Source organism: Sphingomonas sp. dw_22 (assembly GCF_018449795.1).
Lineage (GTDB): Bacteria > Pseudomonadota > Alphaproteobacteria > Sphingomonadales > Sphingomonadaceae > Sphingomonas.
Genome location: NZ_JAAVVE010000015.1, coordinates 42,775 through 66,712 on the forward strand (window position 1 = coordinate 42,775; position 23,938 = coordinate 66,712).

The following is a 23,938-nucleotide window of genomic DNA, read 5'->3' on the forward strand; positions in this document are numbered from 1 at the left end:
GCCAAGACGGGGACAGATTTTTCCGACGCCCTGCCCTGGTGCAGGCGTTTGGGTCACGCCGGTAAATGCCGGTCGCGACGATCATGCCCCTCGGACATTTCGTAACCGAAGCGCCTCGCCAGGGGCGCTTCATGAATGAGGAGACCGGCATGGATCGTTCCCAGAAGGCCGACGCCGTTGCCGAGCTGAACCGCACCTTTGGCGAGGTTGGCGTGGTGGTTGTCACCCGCAATCTCGGGATGACCGTCAAGCAGTCGACGGACCTCCGCAACAAGATGCGCGACGCCGGTGCGAGCTACAGGGTCTCGAAGAACAAGCTTGCCAAGATCGCCGCCGAGGGCACCGATTATACGGTGATCGCGGACCTGCTCACGGGTCCGACTGCGCTTTCCACTTCCGTCGATCCCGTGGCCGCGGCCAAGGTGATCTCGGACTTCGCCAAGACGAACGACAAGCTCGAAGTCGTCGGCGGAGCGATGGGCAAGCAGCTGCTCGACGCCGAAGGCATCAAGGCGCTCGCGTCTCTGCCGTCGCTGGATGAACTGCGTGCCAAGATCGTGGGGCTCATCGTTGCTCCCGCGACCAAGATCGCAACCATCACCCAGGCGCCGGCGGCCCAGATCGCGCGCGTCCTGGCAGCTTATGCGGAGAAGGAAGCCGCCTGAGGCTTCCGCGACCTGTTTTTACCAAACCATTTGATTTAATTGGAGTTTATCATGGCTGACCTTAACGCACTTGTCGACCAGCTCTCCGAGCTGACCGTTCTCGAAGCCGCCGAGCTCTCGAAGCTTCTCGAAGAGAAGTGGGGCGTCTCGGCCGCTGCCGCGGTTGCCGCTCCGGCTGCCGGCGGCGGCGCCGCCGCTGCTCCGGCCGCGGAAGAGAAGACCGAGTTCGACGTGATCCTCACCGGCGACGGTGGCAAGAAGATCAACGTCATCAAGGAAGTCCGCGCCATCACCGGCCTGGGCCTGACCGAAGCCAAGACGCTGGTCGAGTCGGCTCCGAAGGCCGTCAAGGAAGGCATCAACAAGGACGAGGCCGAGAAGATCAAGAAGCAGCTCGAGGAAGCCGGCGCGACCGTCGAGGTCAAGTAAGCTTCTTCTGCTTCACCGCAGAGAACGAAGGGGCGGTCCGGCAACGGGCCGCCCCTTTCTCGTTGCGCTTCAGGCCGCCGCCATCTCGCGGCGCACATAGCGCGTGGCGCCGAGCGCGGCAGTGGATTGGCCGCGATCGAGCCAGATCGGGCCGATTCGCTCTCCCTGCCCCGCCGCGCCGATCATGAAATCGGCGCCGAAGCGGCGGATGCTGAGCCCCGAGCGCCAGCGCAGATCGACCAGTATCATCGCCACGAACATCGGCCGCCCGCCGAGCTGGACGACATGGACGCGATCGCGCGGCAGCGCGAGGCGGGCGGGTATCCGGGCGCCGCCGCCCGGCGCGAGATCGAAGGGTTCGCCCGCCGCCTCGCCCGGCGGGCCGCGATGAAAGCCGTCGAGGACGCGATCCTGATCGGGGCTGGCGCTGATGATCCCCAGCGACGGGCGGACGCCCTCCGCGGGCACCGGCTGGGTGTTGCCGACGAGAAGCTCGAAATCGAGCAGCACCTCGCGCTCGCCGAGCTCGATCCGGGTGGGACGGACGCGGATCTCGAAGGGTTCGGATTGCGACTGCGGGGCCGATGGCGGGGCCGGAGGGACCGATGGCCGCGGCGCGGGAGCGGGAGCGGGAGCCGGCTCGGGCTGCGCTTCCTCCTCTTCAAAGGCTTCGGGTCGGCGGCGCAGGAACAGCCAAGCCCCGCCCAGCAGCGCCAGCGTCGCGGCAGCGCCGATCAGCATCCCTAGCCAGCCCGGCATCGATGGCCGGGCGGCGACGGGCACGGGAATGGCGGTCGGCGAGGACACCGTCACCGGAGCCGGTGCTACGGTGGGGATCGAAACCGGTGGCGCGGGCGCCTCAACCGTGCGCATCGGCGTGGCGGTAGGACGCGGCTCGGTACGCGGTGTCTGCGCGCGCGGCGAAGCGACCATATTCGGCGTCGGTGTGGACGACGGACTGGCGATCGGCGGCGGGACCGGCACCGGTGCAGGCGCGGGCGTGCCCGGCAGGCTGTAGCGCTCGGGCACGACGCCGGGCAACGTGGTGATGGTCGGGGTCCGCGACGGAGACGGAGACGGAGAAGGGGCCGGCGCGGGCACGTCCTGGGCGAACGCCGCCGGCGCGATCAGCACCGCCGCCGCGCAGAGCAATCCGCCGATCCGTCGCCTCCCTGACTCCACGCCTCCAGGCTAGGCGGGCAAGGTGAACACAGGCTGCACATGCCACCATTGTCCGGCGAAACGCCTTGTCCTAGAGCTGAACGGGGGGATGATGACGGCGCAGCAAACCGGGCGGGGGCCTTCCTATATTCCGGCGATCGACGGGCTGCGCGCCTTTGCCGTCGGATCGGTGATATTGTTCCATCTGTGGCCGTCGGCACTGCCGGGCGGCTTCACCGGCGTAGACATCTTCTTCGTCATCTCCGGCTTCGTCGTCACCGGATCGCTGCTCGGGCGGCAGTTCGCGACCCTGGGCGCGCTCGCCGCCTATTTCTATGCGCGTCGGCTGGTGCGGATATTGCCGGCGCTGATCGTCATGCTGCTGGCGACGATCCTGGCCGCGCAGCTCTTCATTCCGACCCTATGGCTGGGCCGCAACCCGATCCTGATCGGGCAGTTCGCCTTTTTCGGGTTGAGCAACATCGCCCTCGCCGCCGATGCGGACAGCTATTTCGGGCCGCTCGCCACCTATAACCCGTTCACGCACACCTGGTCGCTGGGCGTCGAAGAGCAATTCTACCTGGTCTTCCCGTTCCTGCTCCATTGGCACCAACGACTGCACCGGGGACGCGCAGCCATAAGGGTCGTCGCCTGGCTGTCGGTCGCTTCGCTGCTCCTGTCAGCGGTGCTGGGGCAATTCGCGCCCAGATATGCCTTATACCTGATCTTCCCGCGCTTCTGGGAACTGGGCGCCGGCATGCTGCTGTGCCTGACGCGCGAGCAATGGCAACCGCTGCTCGCCGCAATGCCCGCCGCGCGCCGCCATGGCCTGGCCCTGGCAAGCGCCGGAATACTGCTGGCCGGCTTCGCCATTCCCGAAACCCGGCTGTTCCCCTTCCCGCTTGCGCTGTTGCCGGTGACGGGCACGGCGGGGCTCATCGCCACGCTCTGCGCGGCGCCCGAAAGCGCGGCGAGCCGATTGCTCGCCAGCCGGCCGCTGGTGGCGATCGGGCTGCTGTCCTACTCGCTCTATCTCTGGCATTGGCCGGTGTTCGTGCTGTTCCGCTGGACGGCAGGACTGCACACGCTGGCGCTCCAGCTTGCCGCGCTGGTGATCGCCATGGCCCTCGCCACCGCTTCCTATTTCCTCGTCGAGCAACCGCTGCGCACGAGCCGCGCGATCCGCAATCAGCCGCGCGGCCGCGTGGTGCTGACCGCGCTGTTGGCCGTAGCGATCGCCTGGCTGGGTGGGCAGACGCTGATCCGCGCGCACAACACCATCACGCTGAGCGTCACCGGCGACCACGACGCATGGTATGCGGACCCCGGCCGCGCGCTCGATCCGGCACGCAGCCACTGCGCCACCGACCAGCAGGAGAGCGGATTCCAGGGCGGCAGCCTGATCGTCTGGACGCCGCGCGACTGCGCCCGCCCGCCGGCCGGCTTCACCCTGTTCGTCGCGGGGGATTCGCACGGCATCGCCTATACGCCCGCGCTGCGCCAGCTCGCCGCCGAACTGGGCGTGCCGATCCGCCTCTATTTCCGCGCCTTCTGCCCGTTCCTGCCGCTGATCGACACGATGGCCTCGCAGCCCGCGTGCCAGGATTATTATGGCGCTATGCTCCGCGACATCCGCGCTTCGGCGAGGCCCGGCGACAGGATCTTCCTGCCGGGGCTGCGCCTGGCGCGGCTCACCAACCAGTTCGAAGGCGCGACCGACCATCGATCCAATCGCGTGGCCCCCGAAGCCATGGCGGAAGCCGAACGCCTGCTCGCGCAACTTGCCGGCACCGGCGCCCGGCTGGTGATGGAAGCCCCCAAGCCGATCTTCCCCAGTCCCGCCTTCCGCTGCGCGGACTGGTTCAACCGCCATAATCCGATCTGCCGCGGCGGCACGACGATCCGCCGCGATACGATGCTGGAGCAGCGACGCGACGTGCTCAGCGCGATGCAGCAACTATCCGCACGCCAGCCGGCGCTGACGCTATGGGATCCCTTCCCCACGCTCTGCACCAGCGATCCGTGCGACGCGATGCCCGGCGGGCGCCCGCGCTTCTTCGATGGCGACCATCTGAGCGGCGCCGGCAACGACCTGCTCTATCCGGGCCTTCGCGATGCGCTGTTGCCGCTCAGGGCACCGTCACCGTCTGGAACGGCAGGTTCGCCAGCTCGGGCTGGGCCTTGAGCTGGGGGACGACCGTCTTGAGATCGCCGACCACGACCAGCGTGAGCTTCTCGATCGGATAATCGGCCTTGGCCGATGCCAGCATCTGCTCCGGCGTGACCGCCATCACCGCGGGGACGTAGCGCTCGGTCCAGTCGGCGGGCAGGCCCAGCACGTCGCGGTTCGCGAGCGTCCCCACCACCGCGCCCGAAGTCGAATTCTGGATCGCGAACAGCCCGGCCATATAGGTGCGGATGCCCTTGGACTCCTCCTGCGCCGCTGGCTCGGCCTGCATCCGGCGGATCTCCTTGAACACCTCATGGAGCGAATCGCCGGTATGCTCGGTCGTCACGTCCGCCTCGAAGCTCCACAGCGCGTCGCCGGGATTGAAGGCGACGCCGGAGCCGGGCGAATAGGTATAGCCCTTGTCCTCGCGGATATTGGTGGTGATGCGCGAGCTGAACGCGCCGCCGAGCAGCGAATTGGTGACCCGCTGCGGAATATCCGCATCGCTTCCCGCCGGGGCAGCGTCGAAGGTCAGGCGCAGAGTCGTCTGCGGCGCGCCCGGACGATCGATCAGCAGCACCTGCGGACCGGGCGTATGCGGGCTGGCGAGCTTGAGCGGCTCCGGCCCAGCCGCCCAGCCGCCGAACGCCTTCGCCACCGCCGCCTTCACCGCCGCCGCGTCGAAGCGCCCGGCGATGTAGAGATGCGCGCGGCGGGCTCCGAACTGGCCGGCATGGAATGCCTTCACCTGATCGATCGTATAGGCGGCGAGCTGCGCCTGGCTCGGGATCGTGCGGCCATAGGGATGGTTGGGGCCGTAGATCCGGCGGGCGAGCGCCGCGTCGGCCAGCGTGCCCGGCTGCGACAGCGCCACCGAAAGCTGGCGGCCGAGATTGGCCTTCACCCGGGCGATCTCGCCGGCCGGCAGATCGGGGCGGAGCGCGACGTCGCTTACCAGCGCCACCGCATCGGGCGCATATTCGGAGAGGATGTTGGTGGTGACCTGGGTGGTCTGCTGGCCGACCCCGACATCGACCTGACCGCCCATGCCGGCCGCCGCGGCGGCGATGTCGGCGGCGGACCTGCCTCCCGCGCCTTCCTTCATCATCTGGCCGGTCAGGTCGGAGAGCCACGTGTCCTCACCCTCGGTCGCGTTGCCCGCGCGGATGCGAAGCGACACCACCGTCTTGGGCGCGACGCCATAGGGGATCAGCGTGACCTGCATGCCGTTGGGCAGCGCATAGGTCTCGGTCGCCGGCAGCTTGAACGGCTTGGGGTCCGATATCGGCGGCGCGGGCGGGAAACCGTCCTGCGCCAGGGCCGGCGTGGCGGCGAGCATCGCCGTGAATGCGAGGAGCGCGCGCTTCATCACTTGCCTCCCTTAGGCTGGGCGCCGGGCTCGACGACGTAGATCGAGCGATTGGTCTTGCGGAGATATTCCTGGGCGGTCTTATGGATCAGCGCGGGCGTCACCTTGGCGAAGCCGTCCTCGATCCGGTTCACTGCGCCGGGATCATCGTCGAACAGGGCATAGACCGCGAGCAGATCGATCAGGCCAACGCGGCCGCCGCTGTCGATCGTGCCGTAGAGGTCCGAACGCATCTTGGTGCGGGCACGCTCCAGCTCGGCTGCGCTGACCGGCTTGCTGCGCAGATCCTCGATCACTTCGTCCACGGCCCTGGTGATCTGTTCGGTGGTGTGCGTCGGATCATGGGTGAAGCTGAAGCTCCACAGCATCGGCCCGCGATAGTTGAACATGCTGCCGAGATCGGCATTGATCCCGCCGCCCACCTCGCCGGCGATGCCGGTTTCCTGGACGAGCTTGCGATAGAGGCGGCTGTCGTCGCCCTGGACAAGGATCTGGTCGATCAGGCCCATCGCATACCATTCGGGCGTGCCGCGATCCGGCACATGATAGCCCGCGGCATAGCCCGGCTTGGGCGCAAGCGCATCGACGCGGCTCTTGAACTTCTCGGCCGTCTGGCGCGGCTCGGAGATGTCGGGCTGGGCGACGGCCGGCTTCTTCGCGATCGGGCCGAAATATCGCTCGATCGTCGCGCGGGTGGCGTCGTAATCGAGATCGCCGGCGACGATCAGCACGGCGTTGCTCGGGCGATAGAAGGCTTCGGAGAAGGATTTCGCGTCGGGCACGGTCGCGGCCTCGACCTCGGCCAGGTCGCCGTAGAAATTATGGCTGTTGTACCAGTTGGTGTTGGCCAGCATCGGCAGGTCGATCCACGGCCAGGTGCTGTAGGGCTGGTTGAGGACGTTGACCTTGATCTCGTTGCCCACCACGCCCTGCTGGTTCTTGAGCACCACATCGTCGATCACCGGGTTCGCCATGCGATCGGCCTCGAGCCACAGCATCCGATCGAGCGCGCTGGACGGCACCACTTCGAAATAATTGGTGAAGTCGAATCGGGTCGAGCCGTTGTTGATGCCGCCCGAATTGGTGATCGTGGTATCGAACACGCCCTTGGGCGCATGCTTCGATCCCTGGAACATCAGATGCTCGAACAGATGCGCGAAGCCGGTGCGGTCCTTGGGCTCCACGCGGAAGCCGATGCCGTAATAGACGCCCACGGTGACGGTGGGGGCGATGCTGTCCTTCGCCAGCACCACCTTCAGGCCGTTGGCGAGGGTGAAATAGCGGGTATCGACGTGCAGCTTTTCGGCTGCGGGCTTGGCGGCCTGCGCGAACGTGGCCGCCGGGACTGCGGTCGCCGCCAGGGCGAGCGCGAGACTCCATTTCCTCATCTGGTTTTTCCCCTCGGGTGAGTCGTGGTGACTTATTCCACCGCCACACCGTTATGGGAAGAGGCTGTGACAAGAGGATGTGTCCGGCACGTTGCGGATCCCCTCCCCCGTCATCCCCGCATCGGCAGGGATGACGGTAAGAAGAGCTGCTTACTTCGCCTCCACCGCCGACTGGTCGAGCGGCACCACCGGCAGCAGCACGCTGCTCGACTGGGCGCCGCCATAGACGATCGAGACGGTCGCCTTCTGATAGTCGCTCGGCTTGGCGAAGAAGATGTTCTCGACATATTTCTGCGGGTTGCGGTCATAGACCGGGAACAGGCTCGACTGGACCTGCACCATGATCCGGTGCCCCGGTTGGAACACATGGTTCACGGTCGGCAGGCGGAACTTATATTCCTGCACCTTGTTGGCCGGGATCGGCTCGGGCTTCGAGAAGGAATTGCGGTAACGGCCGCGGAAGATGTCCAGGCTGATCGGAAGCTGGAAGCCGCCCATCTCCTTCTTGGTCGCATTCTCGTCCGGATAGACGTCGATCACCTTGACCACGAAATCGCCGTCGGTGCCCGTCGTCTTGGCGAAGATGTCCGCCAGCGGCGCGCCCGAGACGCGGACCGGCTTGGTCAGCGGCTCGGTCATATAGGTCATCACGTCCGGCCGGCCGTCGACGAAGCGCTGGTCGGTAACGAGATAGGTGCTCCAGCGGCCGTCCTGGAAGTTCACCGGGCGCGGCAGATGCGGCACCGGCTTGGCGGGATCGGAGACATAGCTGTCCTCGCCCTGCCCCGGCTTGTCGAAGCCCAGCCCCTCGGCCGGCTTCAGATAGATCGGCGTGAGCTTGGCGCCGCAGCCGCTCTCGCAGGCGAGCGGCCATTTGGTCAGATATTCCCAATGATTCTCGCCGGTGTTGTAGAAGCTCGCCTTGGCCGGGGTGAAGGGCGGCGCGCCGTCCTTCAGATAGGCGTTGAAGAAAGGCAGCAGGATGTCGCGACGCGCCTGGAGCGCGGTGTCGCCCTCGAAGCTGAGCTGGCCCAGCGTCGAGCCATTATAGTTGAAGCCCGAATGGCGCCACGGCCCCATCAGCAGGAAATTCTTGTCGGCGACCGATGTCTTCTGAAGCTCCTCCCAGCTATGGATCGCACCGTACATGTCCTCGTGATCCCAGATGCCCTGTTCCCAGAGCGTGGGAACGTTGGAGGGATGCGCCGCCAGCAGCTTGTCGAGCGCCTGCTGCTGCCAGAATGCGTCATAGGCGACGTGCTGGCTCATCTTGTTCCAGGCGGGGAGCTGGTCATAGCCGAACTGCTTGGCCCAGTCGCCGGCCGAGCCGACGCGGCGGAAGGTGTCGTAATCGTCCCAGTCGGGCCGGTTCGGCGCCTTGCCCGCGCCCTTGTAGCCGGTCTGCGCGCCGATCCAGCCGATATTGGCGAGGCGGAAGGCGCCGTGGTGGAACCAGTCGTCGCCCATCCAGCCATCGACCATCGGGCTCTCGGGCGCGGCGACCTTGAGCGCCGGGTGCGGCCCGAGCAGCGCCATCACCACCGTGAAGCCCTCATAGGACGAGCCGAGCATGCCGACCTTGCCGTTCGTCTCGGGGATGTTCTTCACCATCCAGTCGATCGAATCATAGGCGTCGGTGGTGTGATCGACCTTGGTGGGGTTAAGCGGCCCGACCGGCGGGCGGGTGATGACATATTCGCCTTCCGAGCCGTACTTGCCGCGGATATCCTGGAAGACGCGGATATAGCCCGCCTTGACGAACAGCTCGTCACCCTCGGCCAGGGCGTTCGCCATGATCGTGCTGTCGGTGCGCTTGACGCGGCCGGCAGCGTTATAGGGCGTGCGGGTGAACAGGATCGGGGCGTTCTTCGCGCCCTTGGGGATGATGATGACGGTGTAGAGCTTCACCCCGTCGCGCATCGGGATCATCACTTCGCGCTTGATGAAGTCGCCGGGCTGCTCGGGCGGCGTGAACTTGGCCGGGATGTCGTTGAAGTCGGGGGCCGGCGCCTGCTGGGCTTGGGCGGCGGTGGCGAGGAAGGCGGTCCCCGCGAGCAGCGTAACGAGTATCTTGTTCATGTGCGACCTGACTCCACCCGATGAAGGAAAGTGCGTTGGATAGGACCAAATCCGCGACAAAGGAAAGGCCCGGGGCTTACGTTATGGAAAGACGCACGGCCATCGCGTTCCCGTAAGGCGGCGGCCCCTTGCGTAGTGACGTGGCATCCGGGCGTTTCCGGCCGGCAGAAACTCGTCATCCCGGCGCAGGCCGGGATGACGATCGCTCTGCGGTTCCAAATTCGGCCTGCCCCTCCCCACCGTTTGACACTCTCCTACTCCATGCCTATATGGCCTACTCACACCACAGCTTCGGGAAATGATGTGCCGTCGCGCAGCGCATCGGGCGAATTGGAGCTGGGGTTTCTAAAGGACGCTGAAAGCTGCCGAATTCCAATCAGGAAGTCGTGCGGCCTTTTCGCGTCCTTTGCTGCGTCCCCGCCCCGGAAAGGGGCACCGAATTACGGCTGACGAGGCACAAAGACACATGGCAACCAAGGCAATCGAGGGCGGCTCCGTAAAGCGCCGCATCCGCAAGGTGTTCGGCGACATCCACGAAGTGGTGCAGATGCCGAACCTGATCGAGGTTCAGCGCGAATCCTACGAGCAGTTCCTGCGCAGCGACCCCTCGATCGGCTATGTCTCCGGTCTGGAGAAGACCCTGCGCTCGGTCTTCCCGATCCGCGACTTCGCCGGCACCGCCGAGCTCGACTTCGTCAACTACGAGCTCGAGCCCCCCAAGTTCGACGTGGACGAATGCCGCCAGCGCGGCATCACCTATGCCGCGCCGATGCGCGTCACGCTGCGCCTCATCGTGTTCGAGGTCGATCCTGATACGGAAGCCCGTTCGGTGCTCGATATCAAGGAGCAGGACGTCTATATGGGCGACATGCCCCTGATGACGGGCAACGGCACCTTCTTCATCAACGGCACCGAGCGCGTTATCGTCAGCCAGATGCACCGTTCGCCGGGCGTGCTGTTCGACCATGACCGCGGCAAGACCCACGCCAGCGGCAAGTATCTCTTCGCGGCACGCGTGATCCCGTATCGCGGCTCGTGGCTGGACTTCGAGTTCGACGCCAAGGACATCGTCAACGTCCGCATCGATCGCAAGCGCAAGCTGCCGGTGACGACCCTGCTCTATGCGCTGGGCCTGAACTCGGAAGAGATCCTCAACTATTTCTACAACCGCGTGACTTTCGTCCGCGGTCCGAACGGCTGGCAGATCCCGTTCGCGCCCGAGAACTGGCGCGGCGCCAAGCCGATGTTCGACATCGTCGACGCCAAGTCGGGCGAGGTCGTGTTCCCGTCCGGCCAGAAGATTTCGCCGCGCGCCGCCAACAAGGCGCAGAAGGACGGCCTGGAGACGCTGCTGATCCCGACCGAGGAGATCTTCGGCCGCTACAGCGCCTATGACCTCATCAACGAGTCGACCGGCGAGATCTATATCGAGGCGGGCGACGAGGTTTCGGCCGAGAATCTCGAAAAGCTGGACAAGGCCGGCATCGAGAAGCTCGAGCTGCTCGACATCGATCACATGTCGACCGGCCCGTGGATCCGCAACACGCTCGTCGCCGACAAGGCCGAGGAGCGCGAGCAGGCGCTGAGCGACATCTATCGCGTCATGCGCCCCGGCGAGCCGCCGACGCTGGAGACCGCGGAGTCGCTGTTCGGCGGCCTGTTCTTCGATCCGGAGCGCTACGACCTGTCGGCCGTGGGCCGCGTGAAGCTCAACATGCGCCTCGACCTCGACGTCGAGGACACCGTCACGACGCTCCGCACTGAGGACATCCTCGAGGTCGTCAAGACGCTGGTGAACCTGAAGGACGGCAAGGGCGAAGTCGACGACATCGACAATCTCGGCAATCGCCGCGTGCGTTCGGTGGGCGAGCTGCTCGAGAACCAGTATCGCGTCGGCCTGCTCCGCATGGAGCGCGCCGTGAAGGAGCGCATGAGCTCGGTCGATGTCTCGACCGTGATGCCGAACGACCTCATCAACGCCAAGCCCGCCGTGGCTGCCGTTCGCGAGTTCTTCGGTTCCTCGCAGCTCTCGCAGTTCATGGACCAGACCAACCCGCTCTCCGAAGTGACGCACAAGCGTCGCGTCTCGGCGCTCGGGCCGGGCGGTCTCACCCGCGAGCGCGCGGGCTTCGAGGTCCGCGACGTCCATCCGACCCATTATGGCCGCATCTGCCCGATCGAGACGCCGGAAGGCCCGAACATCGGTCTCATCAACTCGCTGGCCTCGTTCAGCCGCGTCAACAAGTACGGCTTCATCGAGACGCCCTATCGTCGCATCATCGACGGCAAGGTGACCAACGACGTCGTCTATCTGTCGGCGATGGAAGAGGCCAAGCACACGATCGCGCAGGCATCCGCCGAGCTCGACGCCGAGGGCCGCTTCACCGAGGAGCTGGTCTCGTCGCGTCAGGCGGGCGAATTCCTGATGGCGCTGCCCGATCAGATCACCCTGATGGACGTCAGCCCCAAGCAGCTCGTGTCGGTCGCCGCGTCGCTCATTCCGTTCCTGGAAAACGACGACGCCAACCGCGCGCTGATGGGATCGAACATGCAGCGTCAGGCCGTGCCGCTGGTGCGCGCCGAGGCGCCGTTCGTCGGCACCGGCATGGAAGAGACCGTCGCCCGTGACTCGGGTGCCGCGATCGCCGCGCGTCGTTCGGGCATCGTCGATCAGGTCGATGCGACCCGTATCGTCATCCGCGCGTCGGGCGACGTCGAGGCCACCGAGAGCGGCGTCGACATCTACACGCTGATGAAGTTCCAGCGCTCGAACCAGTCGACCTGCATCAACCAGCGTCCGCTGGTGAAGGTGGGCGAAGTGGTCAACGCCGGCGACATCATCGCCGACGGCCCCTCGACCGAGTTCGGCGAGCTGGCGCTGGGTCGCAACGCGCTCGTCGCGTTCATGCCCTGGAACGGCTACAACTACGAGGACTCGATCCTGATCTCCGAGCGGATCGTGAAGGACGACGTGTTCACGTCGATCCATATCGATGAGTTCGAAGTGATGGCCCGCGACACCAAGCTCGGGCCTGAGGACATCACGCGCGACATCCCGAACGTCGGCGAGGAAGCGCTTCGCAACCTCGACGAGGCCGGTATCGTCTATATCGGCGCCGAAGTGGAGCCGGGCGACATCCTGGTCGGCAAGATCACGCCGAAGGGCGAATCGCCGATGACGCCGGAGGAAAAGCTCCTCCGCGCCATCTTCGGCGAAAAGGCTTCGGACGTGCGCGACACCTCGCTGCGCCTGCCCCCGGGCGTTGCCGGCACGATCGTCGACGTCCGCGTCTTCAATCGCCACGGCATCGACAAGGACGAGCGCGCGATGGCGATCGAGCGCGAGGAGATCGAGCGCCTGAAGAAGGACTCGGACGACGAGCGCAACATCCTGAACCGCGCCACCTGGTCGCGCCTGCGCGAGATGCTGCTCGGCCAGGTCGCCACCGGTGCCCCCAAGGGCATCAAGAAGGGTTCGGAGATCGACGCCGACCTGCTCGATTCGGTCGACCGCCACGAGTGGTGGAAGTTCGCGGTGCAGGACGACCAGATGCAGTCGAACCTGGAAGCGGTGAAGGGCCAGTATGACGAGGCCGTGAAGCGCATCACCGAGAAGTTCCACGATCGCCGCGAGAAGCTGGAGCGGGGCGACGAGCTGCCGCCGGGCGTGCTCAAGATGGTCAAGGTCTTCGTCGCGGTGAAGCGCAAGCTGCAGCCGGGCGACAAGATGGCCGGCCGTCACGGCAACAAGGGCGTCATCTCGCGGATCCTGCCGGCCGAGGACATGCCGTTCCTCGCCGACGGCACGCCGGTCGATCTCGTGCTCAACCCGCTGGGCGTGCCGTCGCGCATGAACGTCGGGCAGATCTTCGAGACCCATCTCGGCTGGGCTGCCCGCAACCTGGGCCAGCAGATCCACACCGCGCTGGAGGATTGGCGTGAAGCCAATCCCGATGCCAAGGGCGGCGATATGCCGGAAGCGGTCAAGGCGCGCCTGCTCGAAGTCTATGGCGACCATTATGCCGACGACATCAAGGCGCGCGACGCATCGCAGGTCATCGAGCTGGCGCAGAACCTGAAGACCGGCGTGCCGATGGGCACGCCCGTGTTCGACGGCGCGCGCGAGAAGGACGTGTCCGAGATGCTGTCGCTGGCGGGTCTCGACACGTCGGGCCAGTCGGAGCTGTTCGACGGACGCACGGGCGACATGTTCGACCGCAAGGTGACCGTGGGCATCATCTACATGCTGAAGCTCCACCACCTCGTGGACGACAAGATCCACGCGCGTTCGATCGGGCCCTACTCGCTCGTCACCCAGCAGCCGCTGGGCGGCAAGGCGCAGTTCGGCGGCCAGCGCTTCGGCGAGATGGAGGTCTGGGCGCTCCAGGCCTACGGCGCGGCGTACACGCTCCAGGAAATGCTGACGGTGAAGTCCGACGACGTGGTCGGCCGCACCAAGGTCTATGAGGCGATCGTCAAGGGCGACGACACGTTCGAGGCCGGCATCCCGGAGAGCTTCAACGTGCTCGTCAAGGAAATGCGCTCGCTGGGCCTCAACGTCGAACTCAAGGCCGACGAGCCGGGCTTCGACACCGACGGCGTCCAGATCGCGGCGGAATAAAGGGTGCGGGCGCTGCCTTCGGGTAGCGCCCTCCCCTTCGCCGACAAGATTTTACCCTCCAGAGGGAAAAAGAAATGAACGAACTTACCAACTTCGCGAACCCGGTGGCCAAGCCGGAGACCTTCGACCAGATCCAGATCGGCATCGCATCCCCGGATCGCATCCGCTCCTGGTCGTTCGGCGAGATCAAGAAGCCCGAGACGATCAACTACCGCACGTTCAAGCCCGAGCGTGACGGCCTGTTCTGCGCGCGCATCTTCGGTCCGATCAAGGATTACGAGTGCCTGTGCGGCAAGTACAAGCGCATGAAGTACAAGGGCATCGTCTGCGAGAAGTGCGGCGTGGAAGTGACCGTCTCGAAGGTCCGTCGCGAGCGCATGGGCCATATCGAGCTGGCCGCCCCGGTCGCGCACATCTGGTTCCTCAAGTCGCTGCCGTCCCGCATCGGCCTGCTACTCGACATGCAGCTCAAGCAGCTCGAGCGCGTGCTGTATTTCGAGAGCTATATCGTCACCGAGCCGGGCCTGACGCCGCTGGAGAAGTTCCAGCTGCTGACCGAGGACGAGCTGCTCGACGCGCAGGATGAATATGGCGAGGACGCGTTCTCGGCCGGCATCGGCGCCGAGGCGGTCAAGATCATGCTCATGGACCTCGACCTCGAAGGCGAGCGCAAGGAGCTGCTGGAAGAGCTGGCGGTCACCAAGTCCGAGCTCAAGCCCAAGAAGATCATCAAGCGGCTGAAGGTCGTCGAGAGCTTCATCGATTCGGGCAACCGCCCCGAGTGGATGATCCTCGACGTCGTGCCGGTCATTCCGCCCGAGCTGCGCCCGCTGGTGCCGCTGGACGGCGGCCGCTTCGCGACCTCGGACCTCAACGACCTGTATCGCCGCGTCATCAACCGCAACAACCGCCTGAAGCGCCTGATGGAGCTGCGCGCGCCGGACATCATCGTCCGCAACGAAAAGCGCATGTTGCAGGAGGCCGTCGACGCGCTGTTCGACAATGGCCGCCGCGGCCGCACGATCACGGGCGCCAACAAGCGTCCGCTCAAGTCGCTGTCCGACATGCTCAAGGGCAAGCAGGGCCGCTTCCGCCAGAATCTGCTCGGCAAGCGCGTCGATTATTCGGGCCGCTCGGTCATCGTGACCGGACCGGAGCTCAAGCTGCACCAGTGCGGCCTGCCGAAGAAGATGGCGCTCGAGCTGTTCAAGCCGTTCATCTATGCCCGCCTCGACGCCAAGGGTCTCTCGATGACCCTCAAGCAGGCGAAGAAGTGGGTCGAGAAGGAGCGCAAGGAAGTCTGGGACATCCTGGACGAAGTGATCCGCGAGCACCCGGTCCTGCTGAACCGCGCGCCGACGCTCCACCGCCTGGGCATCCAGGCGTTCGAGCCGGTGCTGATCGAGGGCAAGGCGATCCAGCTGCACCCGCTGGTCTGCTCGGCGTTCAACGCCGACTTCGACGGCGACCAGATGGCCGTCCACGTGCCGCTTTCGCTCGAAGCCCAGCTCGAAGCGCGCGTGCTGATGATGTCGACCAACAACATCCTGAGCCCCGCGAACGGCAAGCCGATCATCGTGCCGTCGCAGGACATGGTGCTGGGTCTCTATTATCTGTCGATGATGAAGGAAGGCGAGCCCGGCGAAGGCATGCTGATCTCCGACATGGCGGAAGTGCATCAGGCGATCGAGGCCGGCGCGGTGACGCTCCACACCAAGATCATCAGCCGCGTTCCGCAGACCGACGAGGCCGGCAACCAGTATATGAAGCGCGTCGAGACCACGCCGGGCCGCATGCTGCTGGGCGAGACGCTGCCGAAATCGTCGAAGGTGCCCTTCGAGACCGTCAACCGCCTCCTCACCAAGAAGGACGTGGGCGACGTGATCGACGAGGTCTATCGCCACACCGGCCAGAAGGAGACCGTGCTGTTCGCCGACGCGATCATGGCACTGGGCTTCCGCCATGCGTTCAAGGCCGGCATCTCGTTCGGCAAGGACGACATGATCATTCCGGACGCGAAGGTGGGCCTGGTCGATGAGACCCGCGCGCTCGTGAAGGATTACGAGCAGCAATATCAGGACGGCCTGATCACGCAGCAGGAGAAGTACAACAAGGTGATCGACGCCTGGAGCCGCTGCGGCGATCAGGTGGCGAGCGCCATGATGGACGAGATCAAGGCGGTGAAGCGCGATCCGGTGACGGGCCGCGAGAAGGACATCAACTCGATCTACATGATGGCCCACTCCGGCGCCCGCGGCTCGCAGGCCCAGATCAAGCAGCTCGCCGGCATGCGCGGCCTGATGGCCAAGCCTTCGGGCGAGATCATCGAGACGCCGATCATCTCGAACTTCAAGGAAGGCCTGACCGTCCTTGAATACTTCAACTCCACCCACGGCGCCCGCAAGGGTCTCGCGGATACGGCGCTCAAGACGGCGAACTCGGGCTACCTGACCCGCCGCCTGGTCGACGTGTCGCAGGATTGCGTCATCATGGAGCTGGACTGCGGCACCGAGCGGGCGCTGGAAATGCGCGCGATCGTGCAGGGCGGTTCGGTGATCGCATCGCTCGGCGAGCGCATCCTGGGCCGCACCACGGCCGAGGACGTGGTCGATCCCAAGACCAACGAGATCGTCATCCCCTCGGGCACGCTGCTCGACGAGGCGGCGGTCGCGAAGATCGAGGCGATCGGCATCCAGGGCATGAAGATCCGTTCGCCGCTGGTCTGCGAAGCCAAGATCGGCGTGTGCGGCAAATGCTATGGCCGTGACCTCGCCCGCGGTACGCCGGTGAACATCGGCGAAGCCGTCGGCGTCATCGCGGCGCAGTCGATCGGCGAGCCGGGCACCCAGCTCACCATGCGCACCTTCCACATCGGCGGCGCGGCGCAGCTCAACGAGCAGTCGAACCTGGAGGCGCCGGTGGACGGCACCGCCGAGTTCCGCGACCTGCGCCTGATCGTCGATCAGCGTGGCCGCCGCGTGGTGCTGAGCCGTTCGGGCGAGATCGCGATCGTCGACATGGACGGCCGCGAACTGGCGGTGCACCGCATCCCCTATGGCGCCTATGTGATGTTCGACGACGGCCACATGGTCTCGGCGGGCGATCGCATGGCCGAATGGGATCCGTTCACCATGCCGGTGATCACGGAAAACCCGGGCATCGTGAAATATGTCGAGGTGATCGACGGCAAGACGATGACCGAGCAGGTCGACGAAGCGACGGGCATCGCCCAGCGCGTCATCACCGAGAACCGTGGCGCGTCCGCCAAGAAGGAAGACCTTCGTCCGCGCCTGACCCTGCTCGACGAGGCTTCGGGCGAAACCGGCCGCTACATGCTGGCGCCGGGCGCGGTGCTCTCGGTCGAGGACGGCGCACAGGTCCAGGCCGGTGACGTTCTGGCCCGTGTCAGCCGCGAGTCCGCCAAGACCCGCGACATCACCGGCGGTCTGCCGCGCGTCGCCGAGCTCTTCGAGGCGCGCAAGCCCAAGGAGAACGCGATCATCGCCAAGGTCTCGGGCCGTGTCGTGTTCGGCAAGGACTACAAGGCCAAGCGCAAGATCGGCATCCAGCCGGACGACGGCAGCGAGACGGTCGAGTATCTGGTTCCGAAGTCGAAGGTGATCGACGTCCAGGAAGGCGACTACGTCAAGCGTGGCGACAACCTGATCGGCGGCAGCCCCGATCCGCACGACATTCTCGAGGTGCTCGGCATCGAGCCGCTCGCGGAATATCTCGTGTCGGAAATCCAGGAAGTCTATCGACTCCAGGGCGTGAAGATCAACGACAAGCACATCGAGGTGATCGTTCGCCAGATGCTGCAGAAGGTCGAGATCACCGACGGCGGCGACACCACGCTGCTCGCCGGCGAGCAGGTCGATCGCGACGAGATGGACGAACAGAACGGCAAGCTCGCCCCCGGCCAGAACCCGGCCCAGGGCAAGCCGATCCTGCTGGGCATCACCAAGGCGTCGCTGCAGACCCGCAGCTTCATCTCGGCGGCGTCGTTCCAGGAGACCACCCGCGTCCTCACCGAGGCGGCGGTCCAGGGCAAGCAGGACACGCTGATCGGCCTGAAGGAGAATGTGATCGTCGGCCGTCTCATCCCCGCCGGCACCGGCGCGGGCATGAACCGTCTGCGGGTCGCCGCCTCTTCGCGCGACGCGGCGCTCCGCGTCGCCCAGCGCAAGATGGAAGCGGCTTCGCTGATCGCGCCGAGCAGCGCAGCCGAGGAGCATGCGGCCGAGCTGGCCCGCAGCGCCCGCGACTCCGCCGGCACCGGCGACGACGCCCTCGCGTCGGTCGTGCCTTCGGGCCACGGCACCGATGCGGATGCGGGCGAGTATCTGAACGAGGAGTGAGACTCTCCCGTTCGGCCGCTCCCGCGCTGAACAGAAGAAAAGCCGCCGTCCGGGATGCCGGGCGGCGGCTTTTTCTTGCGCGCCGTCCGCCGGGGCAACAAAGCGGGGATATGCTTCGTTCGATCGTGATGCTCCGCCCCCTTCTCGCAGCCGCCGCGCTGCCCTGCGCCATGCTTGCCGGCAACGCTGCGGCGCAGACTTCCGATTCCCCCGAAGCCAAGGAGCCCAGGCGCACCCGCGTCGCGCTCGGCCCGCTGATCGGCCCCGCCTATCCGGGGGCGGACAATGTGAGCGTCAGCCCGCTGATCGACGTCGCGGTCGCGCGCGGGGACAATCCGTTCCCGTTCGAGGCAGCCGATGAGAGCTTCGGCTTCCCGCTGCTCAAGGCGAAGGGCTTCGCGTTCGGGCCGGCGCTGAACTTCCAGACCGGCCGCAAGCGCAGTGAATCCCATGCCGCGATCGACGAGGTGGGCACCAGCATCGAGCTGGGGGGCTTCGCGCAATATTGGATCGCGCCCAGGCTGCGCGTCCATGTCGAGGCGCGGCAGGGCGTGAACGGGCACAAGGGCCTGGTGGGCAATGCCGGGCTGGATTACGTCACGCGCGACCGCGACCGCTGGCTGTTCGCCTTGGGTCCGCGCATCTCGCTGTCGAACGCGCGCTATCAGGATGCCTGGTTCGGCATCTCGCCGCGCGAGGCCGCCGCATCGGGGCTGGCGGCTTATGATCCCGGCGGCGCGGGGATTCACGCAGTGGGCGCCAGCGCGACCGGGCTGTACCAGCTCACGCCGCGCTGGGGGCTTTACGGCTTCGCCAAATATGACCGGCTGGTGGGCGATGCGGCCCGCTCGCCGGTGGTGCGCGAGCTCGGCTCGCGCAACCAGTTCTCGGGCGGGCTGGCGCTGTCGTTCACCTTCGGGCGGGGCGTGGGCGACCGATAGGGCTCCCGCCTCCCCGCCTCCCCGCCTCCCCGCCTCCGGCAAACTTATCGCCAGCCTAGCGCCGGCGCCACGTCCTTGAGGATGGCCTCGATGACGTGCGCGTTATACGCCACGCCGAGCTGGTTCGGCACGGTGAGCAGCAGCGTATCCGCCTCGGCGATCGCCTCGTCCGCCCGCAGCTCCTCGATCAGCCGCTCGGGTTCCGCGGCGTAGGAGCGCCCGAACACCGCACGCATATTGTCGATGATCCCCACCTGGTCGCTGCTGTCTCCGCGCCCGAAATACGCGCGATCGCGATCGTCCATCAGCGCGAAGATCGATCGCGAGACCGACACGCGCGGCTCGCGCGCATGGCCGGCCGCCTTCCACGCCTCGCGATAGGCGCGGATCTGCTTCGCCTGCTGGACGTGGAACGGCTCGCCCGTCTCGTCCGCCTTGAGCGTCGAACTTTGCAGGTTCATGCCCTTCTCCGCCGCCCAGATCGCCGTGGCGTTCGACGCCGATCCCCACCAGATCCGCTCGCGCAGGCCCGCCGAATGCGGCTCCAGGCGCAGCAGCCCCGGCGGATTGGGGAACATCGGCTGCGGATTGGGCCGGGCGAACCCCTCCCCCTTCAACAGATCGAGAAACACCTCGGCATGGCTGCGGCCCATGTCGGCGTCATCCTGACCCTCTGCCGGCGCGTAGCCGAAGTAACGCCAGCCCTCGATCACCTGCTCCGGCGAGCCGCGGCTGATGCCGAGCTGGAGCCGCCCGCCGCCGATCAGGTCCGCCGCGCCCGCATCCTCCGCCATGTAGAACGGGTTCTCGTAGCGCATGTCGATCACGCCCGTACCGATCTCGATGCGCCTGGTCCGTGCTCCCACGGCGGCGAGCAGCGGAAATGGAGACGATAGCTGCTGCGCGAAATGATGGACCCGGAAATAGGCGCCGTCCGCGCCCAGCTCCTCCGCCGCGACCGCAAGGTCGATCGACTGGAGCAGCACGTCGCTCGCGGATCGGGTCTCCGAATGGGGCGAGGCGGACCAGTGTCCGAACGAGAGGAAACCGATCCTTTTCATGCCAATCTTCCCGATGCCTGCCGAAGCATGGGAACTGGCGGCGCGAGACCCGGATCGCAAGGCTCTCGCCGGAATTGCATCGTTTCCATTTTGCCGATCGGCCGGGGACGGCCCGGATCGGACATGCGCCCCCGCCGAAGCGGGAGCGGGGAGCGCATGATTTCGCCTCAGCGTCCCAGCGCCGCCTTCACCGCGGCCCAGTCGACCAGCTTGAAGTTCTGGGCCTGGCCGTCATTGTCGCCGTCCTGCATCGCCACCAGCCCCTGGCCGAAGCGGCCGATCGGGCCGGTCCAGGCATCGACGCCGTCGGTGCCGCTGACGCCATCGACGCCGCCCGAGGGCGCCACGCGGAAACGGCCGACATAGCGCTCGCTGCCCGCCGCGCCGGTCACGTCCCACACCGCGAAGGCATCGTCGCCCTGGCTGGAAACGATCAGATAGGTCGCGCCGCCGTCCCGCAGCAGCGACATGCCCTCGACATCGTCGACCAACTGCCCCTGCCGCGCCTTCGCGACCGAAATGCGGGTGCCCGGCGCAGCCTTGAGGTCGTAGCGCCAGATGCCGACATCCTCCTCGCCCACGAACAGCGTGGCGGCGGCATCATCGACGGTGCAGCCCTCGGACTGGGTGCCGATGGCGAAGCGCAGCCGCTCCTTGCCGGAAATCGCGGGCTGCGACAGGTCGAGGTCATAGACGCGGACCTGCCCGTCCTTCAGCACGAGCACGGCGACCGGCGCATCGTCGATCCGGCCCATGCAGAAACCATAGGGCTCGCCGGTGTCGGCCGGGATGAAGCCAGCGGGCCTCACGTCGCTCGCCCCGTCGAAACGATAGAGCGCCACGCCCATCCTGCCCGGCGTGCGGGCCGAGGCGCCGGCGACGAAGCCTTCGCCCTCCGGCCGGAGATCGACATTGTTGAGCAGCCCGTCGGGCAGGAACTGGAGCACTTCGCCGCCGAGGGCGAAGACATAGAGGCCCGCCTTCTTGTCGGTGCCGAGGAGCAGGCCGTCGATCGTCTTGCCGGCAAAGTCGAAGCGCGCGCCGCCCGGCTTGCCGAAGATCGCGGGGTCATCGGCGGCGTCGGCATTCTGCGTCGCCACCGCCGCCGTCTCGCCGGCCGCCGGCACATTCACCGCCGGATAGGAGATGGCCGCCTGCGGCGGTGTTGCCTGCATCGCACAGCCACAAAGAAGAAACGAAACTGTAACCGAATAGACGCCGAAACTTCCCCGCATTTTCATCTCCATCCTGTTGAGCACCCCTTGAGCGGGGGCCTGAATCGCTCCTCGATGCAAGGGGATAATGACATGAATGTTTCGCGCCTTCTCGGCGGAGCGGCATTGGCCGTACTCGCCGGCAGCTTGATGCCGGATTCGGCTTTCGCGCAAGACGGCAGCCAGCCTGCCGCCGAGTCGCAGGATGATGACGAAAAGAGCGACGACGAACAGCGCGCCAACGACATCCTGGTCACAGGCGAGATATTCTTCCGCAACCGCACCGCGGACCCGAACCCCGTCCTTTCCTACGACCTGGAATATTTCCAGAAGTTCGAGCCGGTCTCGGTCGGCGAGATGCTGAAGCGCGTGCCGGGCGTCACCTTCACGTCCGACGTCCTTGAGTACGACCAGCCGCAGTTCCGCGGCCTGCCGCCGGGCTATACCCAGGTGCTCATCAACGGCCGCCGCGCGCCCGGCGGCGAGGCCGATCGCAGCTTCTTCGTCGATCGCATCCCGGCCGAGCTGGTCGAGCGGATCGAGATCGTCCGCGCGCCCCGCGCCGACCAGCCCAGCGAAGGCGCGGCCGGCACGCTCAACATCGTCACCAAGGAAAGCACCAGCTTCGAGGGCGGCTTCGTCAAGGCCGGCGCGCTGGTCAACGCCCGCGACGGCGGCACCCGCCCCTCGGGCGCGATCGCCTATGCCGGGCATATCAATGATTCGACCGACGTGTGGGGCGCGCTCAACTACCAGAAGCGCCGCAACCCGAAGAAGAAGGTCTCGTACCGCTTCGACGACACGCCGGTAACCGACGACAAGCGTTTCCCGGACGGGCTGAACAGCAAATATGTCAGCGATCCCTCGTTCAACAATTTCGAGGCCCAGGACGACACGCGCGACGGCAGCGACCTTTCGGGCAGCGCCGAGATCAGCACCCGCTTCGGCGACGGCGGCCATTTCCGCCTGGGCGGCTTCTTCGTCGATACCGATCGCAACGAGGACGAAACCTCGCGCACGACCGAGATGGACGATGGCGAGCTGGCGTTCGACGGCGTCGAGACCCAGCATGAGGAGATCGACCAGCAGACCTATGCGGTCACCGGCGACGCGCTGATCCCACTGGGCAACCTCAAGCTCGGCATCGCCGGGGGCTGGAACGCCTATCGCGATCATACTGATGCGCTGGCCTCCGAAGGCGATGAGGAGGATCTGAGTGACCTCGCGCTGAACGAGATCGAATCGACCCGCATCAAGGACGACGAATTCACCGGCACGATCTTCCTGCGCTATGGCGACAGCGGCCCGTTCAAGGTGAAGGGCGGCATCGACCTGCTGAGCAAGAAGCGCACCGGCTCCAATTCGGTGCTCGACGTCGAGGACGACGAGACCGAGACCGATCCCGCCGCCACCTTCACGATCAAGGAGAAGCGCTACGATCCCTATCTGCGGCTAACCTTCGAGCCTTCGAGCGAGGTCTCGATCGACGCGGGCCTGCGCTACGAGATCACCGATCGCGACGTGACCGGCGTGGACGGCACGGCTTCGTACAACACCAGCCAGCTCAATCCCTCGCTCCACCTGCGCTATGCACCGACCGCGCGCGACCAGTTCCGCGCCTCGGTCGCGCGGACGGTGCGCCGTCCCGATTACGACCTGATCTCACCCTATGAGCAGCCGGAGAACCCGGGCGACGACGACACCACCACCGGCAACCCGTCGCTGCGCAACGAGCAGGCCTGGGGCGTCGATGTCGGCTATGAGCGCCGGCTGGGTGCCAAGGGCATCGTGGGCGTCAACTTCTTCTACCGCGACATCAAGGATCTGATCGAGCTCGTCTCGCAGGGCGGCAACGAAGATGGCGGCCAGGATTTCACGCCCGGCAATATCGGCGACGGCCAGACCTGGGGCGTCGAGGTGGATTTCTCCACGCCGATCAACGTGTTCGCCTTCGGCGAGACCGGCCTGTTCGCCAACTATACCTATCTCGACAGCAAGACGACCGACCCGTTCACCGGCGAGAAACGCCGCTTCAACAACCAGCCGCACCATATCTACAATGTCGGCTTCATCCAGAACGTGGCGCCTGCGGACGTGAGCTTCGGCGCGACGATCTCGGGCCGCAGCTCGGCGTTCGAATCGAACCTCGATGAGACGGTAAACCTCAGCTACGATCCCGATCTGGAAGCCTTTGTCGAAAAGCGCATCGGCAAGCATCTCGTGGTCCGCCTGTCGGCACAGAACCTGCTCGACCGGGTGAAGAAGGAAAACTTCAACAAGTGGGACGGCGATTCGGTGGAGGAAATCCTCGCCAACCGCGCCGCCGGCGATCTCGACGAATATGAGATCGAGCGCGAGCATTCCGGCCCGCTGTTCCAGGCGACGCTGCGCGCAGCGTTCTGACCGGTCGCCGCCGCCGTCCGGGCGACCCCCGGGGCGGCGGCGTGCGGCGAAATTCATTCTGGCCCCGTTTCCTTTGGGC

At 66.1% G+C, this 23,938-nt stretch carries 13 protein-coding genes; 7 read left to right on the forward strand and 6 right to left on the reverse strand.

Annotated features, from left to right (window positions below; all coding sequences use genetic code 11):
- Window positions 1-149: 149 nt before the first annotated feature.
- Together rplJ and rplL are read left to right on the forward strand one after the other, a co-directional pair.
- Window positions 150-665: a 50S ribosomal protein L10 gene (gene rplJ, locus HB724_RS09180; RefSeq protein WP_213980654.1), complete on the forward strand. Its 516-nt coding sequence runs from the start codon at window positions 150-152 to the stop codon at window positions 663-665.
- A gap of 51 nt (window positions 666-716) precedes the next feature.
- The gene (gene rplL, locus HB724_RS09185) at window positions 717-1,094 is read left to right on the forward strand and encodes a 50S ribosomal protein L7/L12 (protein WP_213980624.1); all 378 of its coding nucleotides are present in this window, start codon (window positions 717-719) and stop codon (window positions 1,092-1,094) included.
- A gap of 69 nt (window positions 1,095-1,163) precedes the next feature.
- Here the strand turns inward: rplL and HB724_RS09190 are convergent, their stop codons facing one another.
- Complete coding sequence (locus tag HB724_RS09190) at window positions 1,164-2,276, reverse strand: hypothetical protein (protein ID WP_213980625.1); 1,113 nt, start codon at window positions 2,274-2,276, stop codon at window positions 1,164-1,166.
- Window positions 2,277-2,367: 91 nt separating this feature from the next.
- On the opposite strand from HB724_RS09190, the gene HB724_RS09195 reads away from it, so the two are divergent.
- A complete protein-coding gene (locus tag HB724_RS09195) occupies window positions 2,368-4,440 on the forward strand; it encodes an acyltransferase family protein (protein WP_213980626.1) in 2,073 nt (690 codons plus the stop codon).
- Here HB724_RS09195 and HB724_RS09200 read toward each other — a convergent pair.
- The 3 genes from HB724_RS09200 to HB724_RS09210 all read right to left on the reverse strand — a co-directional run bounded on the left by HB724_RS09200 (window position 4,385) and on the right by HB724_RS09210 (window position 9,261).
- Window positions 4,385-5,794, reverse strand: a complete 1,410-nt coding sequence (locus tag HB724_RS09200) for a pitrilysin family protein (RefSeq protein ID WP_213980627.1) — start codon at window positions 5,792-5,794, stop codon at window positions 4,385-4,387. The genes HB724_RS09195 and HB724_RS09200 overlap by 56 nt on opposite strands.
- Complete coding sequence (locus tag HB724_RS09205) at window positions 5,794-7,182, reverse strand: pitrilysin family protein (protein ID WP_213980628.1); 1,389 nt, start codon at window positions 7,180-7,182, stop codon at window positions 5,794-5,796. Before HB724_RS09205 ends, HB724_RS09200 begins: the two co-directional genes overlap by 1 nt.
- A 150-nt stretch (window positions 7,183-7,332) precedes the next feature.
- A complete protein-coding gene (locus HB724_RS09210) occupies window positions 7,333-9,261 on the reverse strand; it encodes a CocE/NonD family hydrolase (RefSeq protein WP_213980629.1) in 1,929 nt (642 codons plus the stop codon).
- Window positions 9,262-9,727: 466 nt separating this feature from the next.
- On the opposite strand from HB724_RS09210, the gene rpoB reads away from it, so the two are divergent.
- The 3 genes from rpoB (at window position 9,728) to HB724_RS09225 (ending at window position 19,181) form a co-directional block, all read left to right on the forward strand.
- Window positions 9,728-13,882 carry a DNA-directed RNA polymerase subunit beta gene (rpoB, locus tag HB724_RS09215; protein WP_213980630.1) on the forward strand — a complete coding sequence of 1,385 codons (4,155 nt, stop codon included), beginning with the start codon at window positions 9,728-9,730 and terminating at the stop codon, window positions 13,880-13,882.
- A gap of 74 nt (window positions 13,883-13,956) precedes the next feature.
- On the forward strand, window positions 13,957-18,240 hold the full coding sequence (gene rpoC / locus HB724_RS09220) for a DNA-directed RNA polymerase subunit beta' (protein WP_213980631.1): 4,284 nt from the start codon (window positions 13,957-13,959) through the stop codon (window positions 18,238-18,240).
- A gap of 110 nt (window positions 18,241-18,350) precedes the next feature.
- A complete protein-coding gene (locus HB724_RS09225; protein WP_213980632.1) occupies window positions 18,351-19,181 on the forward strand; it encodes a MipA/OmpV family protein in 831 nt (276 codons plus the stop codon).
- A 44-nt stretch (window positions 19,182-19,225) separates the two neighbouring features.
- Here the strand turns inward: HB724_RS09225 and HB724_RS09230 are convergent, their stop codons facing one another.
- A complete protein-coding gene (locus tag HB724_RS09230; protein WP_213980633.1) occupies window positions 19,226-20,242 on the reverse strand; it encodes an LLM class flavin-dependent oxidoreductase in 1,017 nt (338 codons plus the stop codon).
- Between the two features lie 167 nt (window positions 20,243-20,409).
- Window positions 20,410-21,489 (reverse strand): phytase, encoded by a 1,080-nt coding sequence (locus HB724_RS09235; RefSeq protein WP_346344703.1) that lies wholly within the window; start codon window positions 21,487-21,489, stop codon window positions 20,410-20,412.
- A 60-nt stretch (window positions 21,490-21,549) separates the two neighbouring features.
- Between HB724_RS09235 and HB724_RS09240 the strand changes: the two genes are divergently transcribed.
- A complete protein-coding gene (locus HB724_RS09240; RefSeq protein ID WP_213980635.1) occupies window positions 21,550-23,859 on the forward strand; it encodes a TonB-dependent receptor in 2,310 nt (769 codons plus the stop codon).
- Window positions 23,860-23,938: the final 79 nt, after the last annotated feature.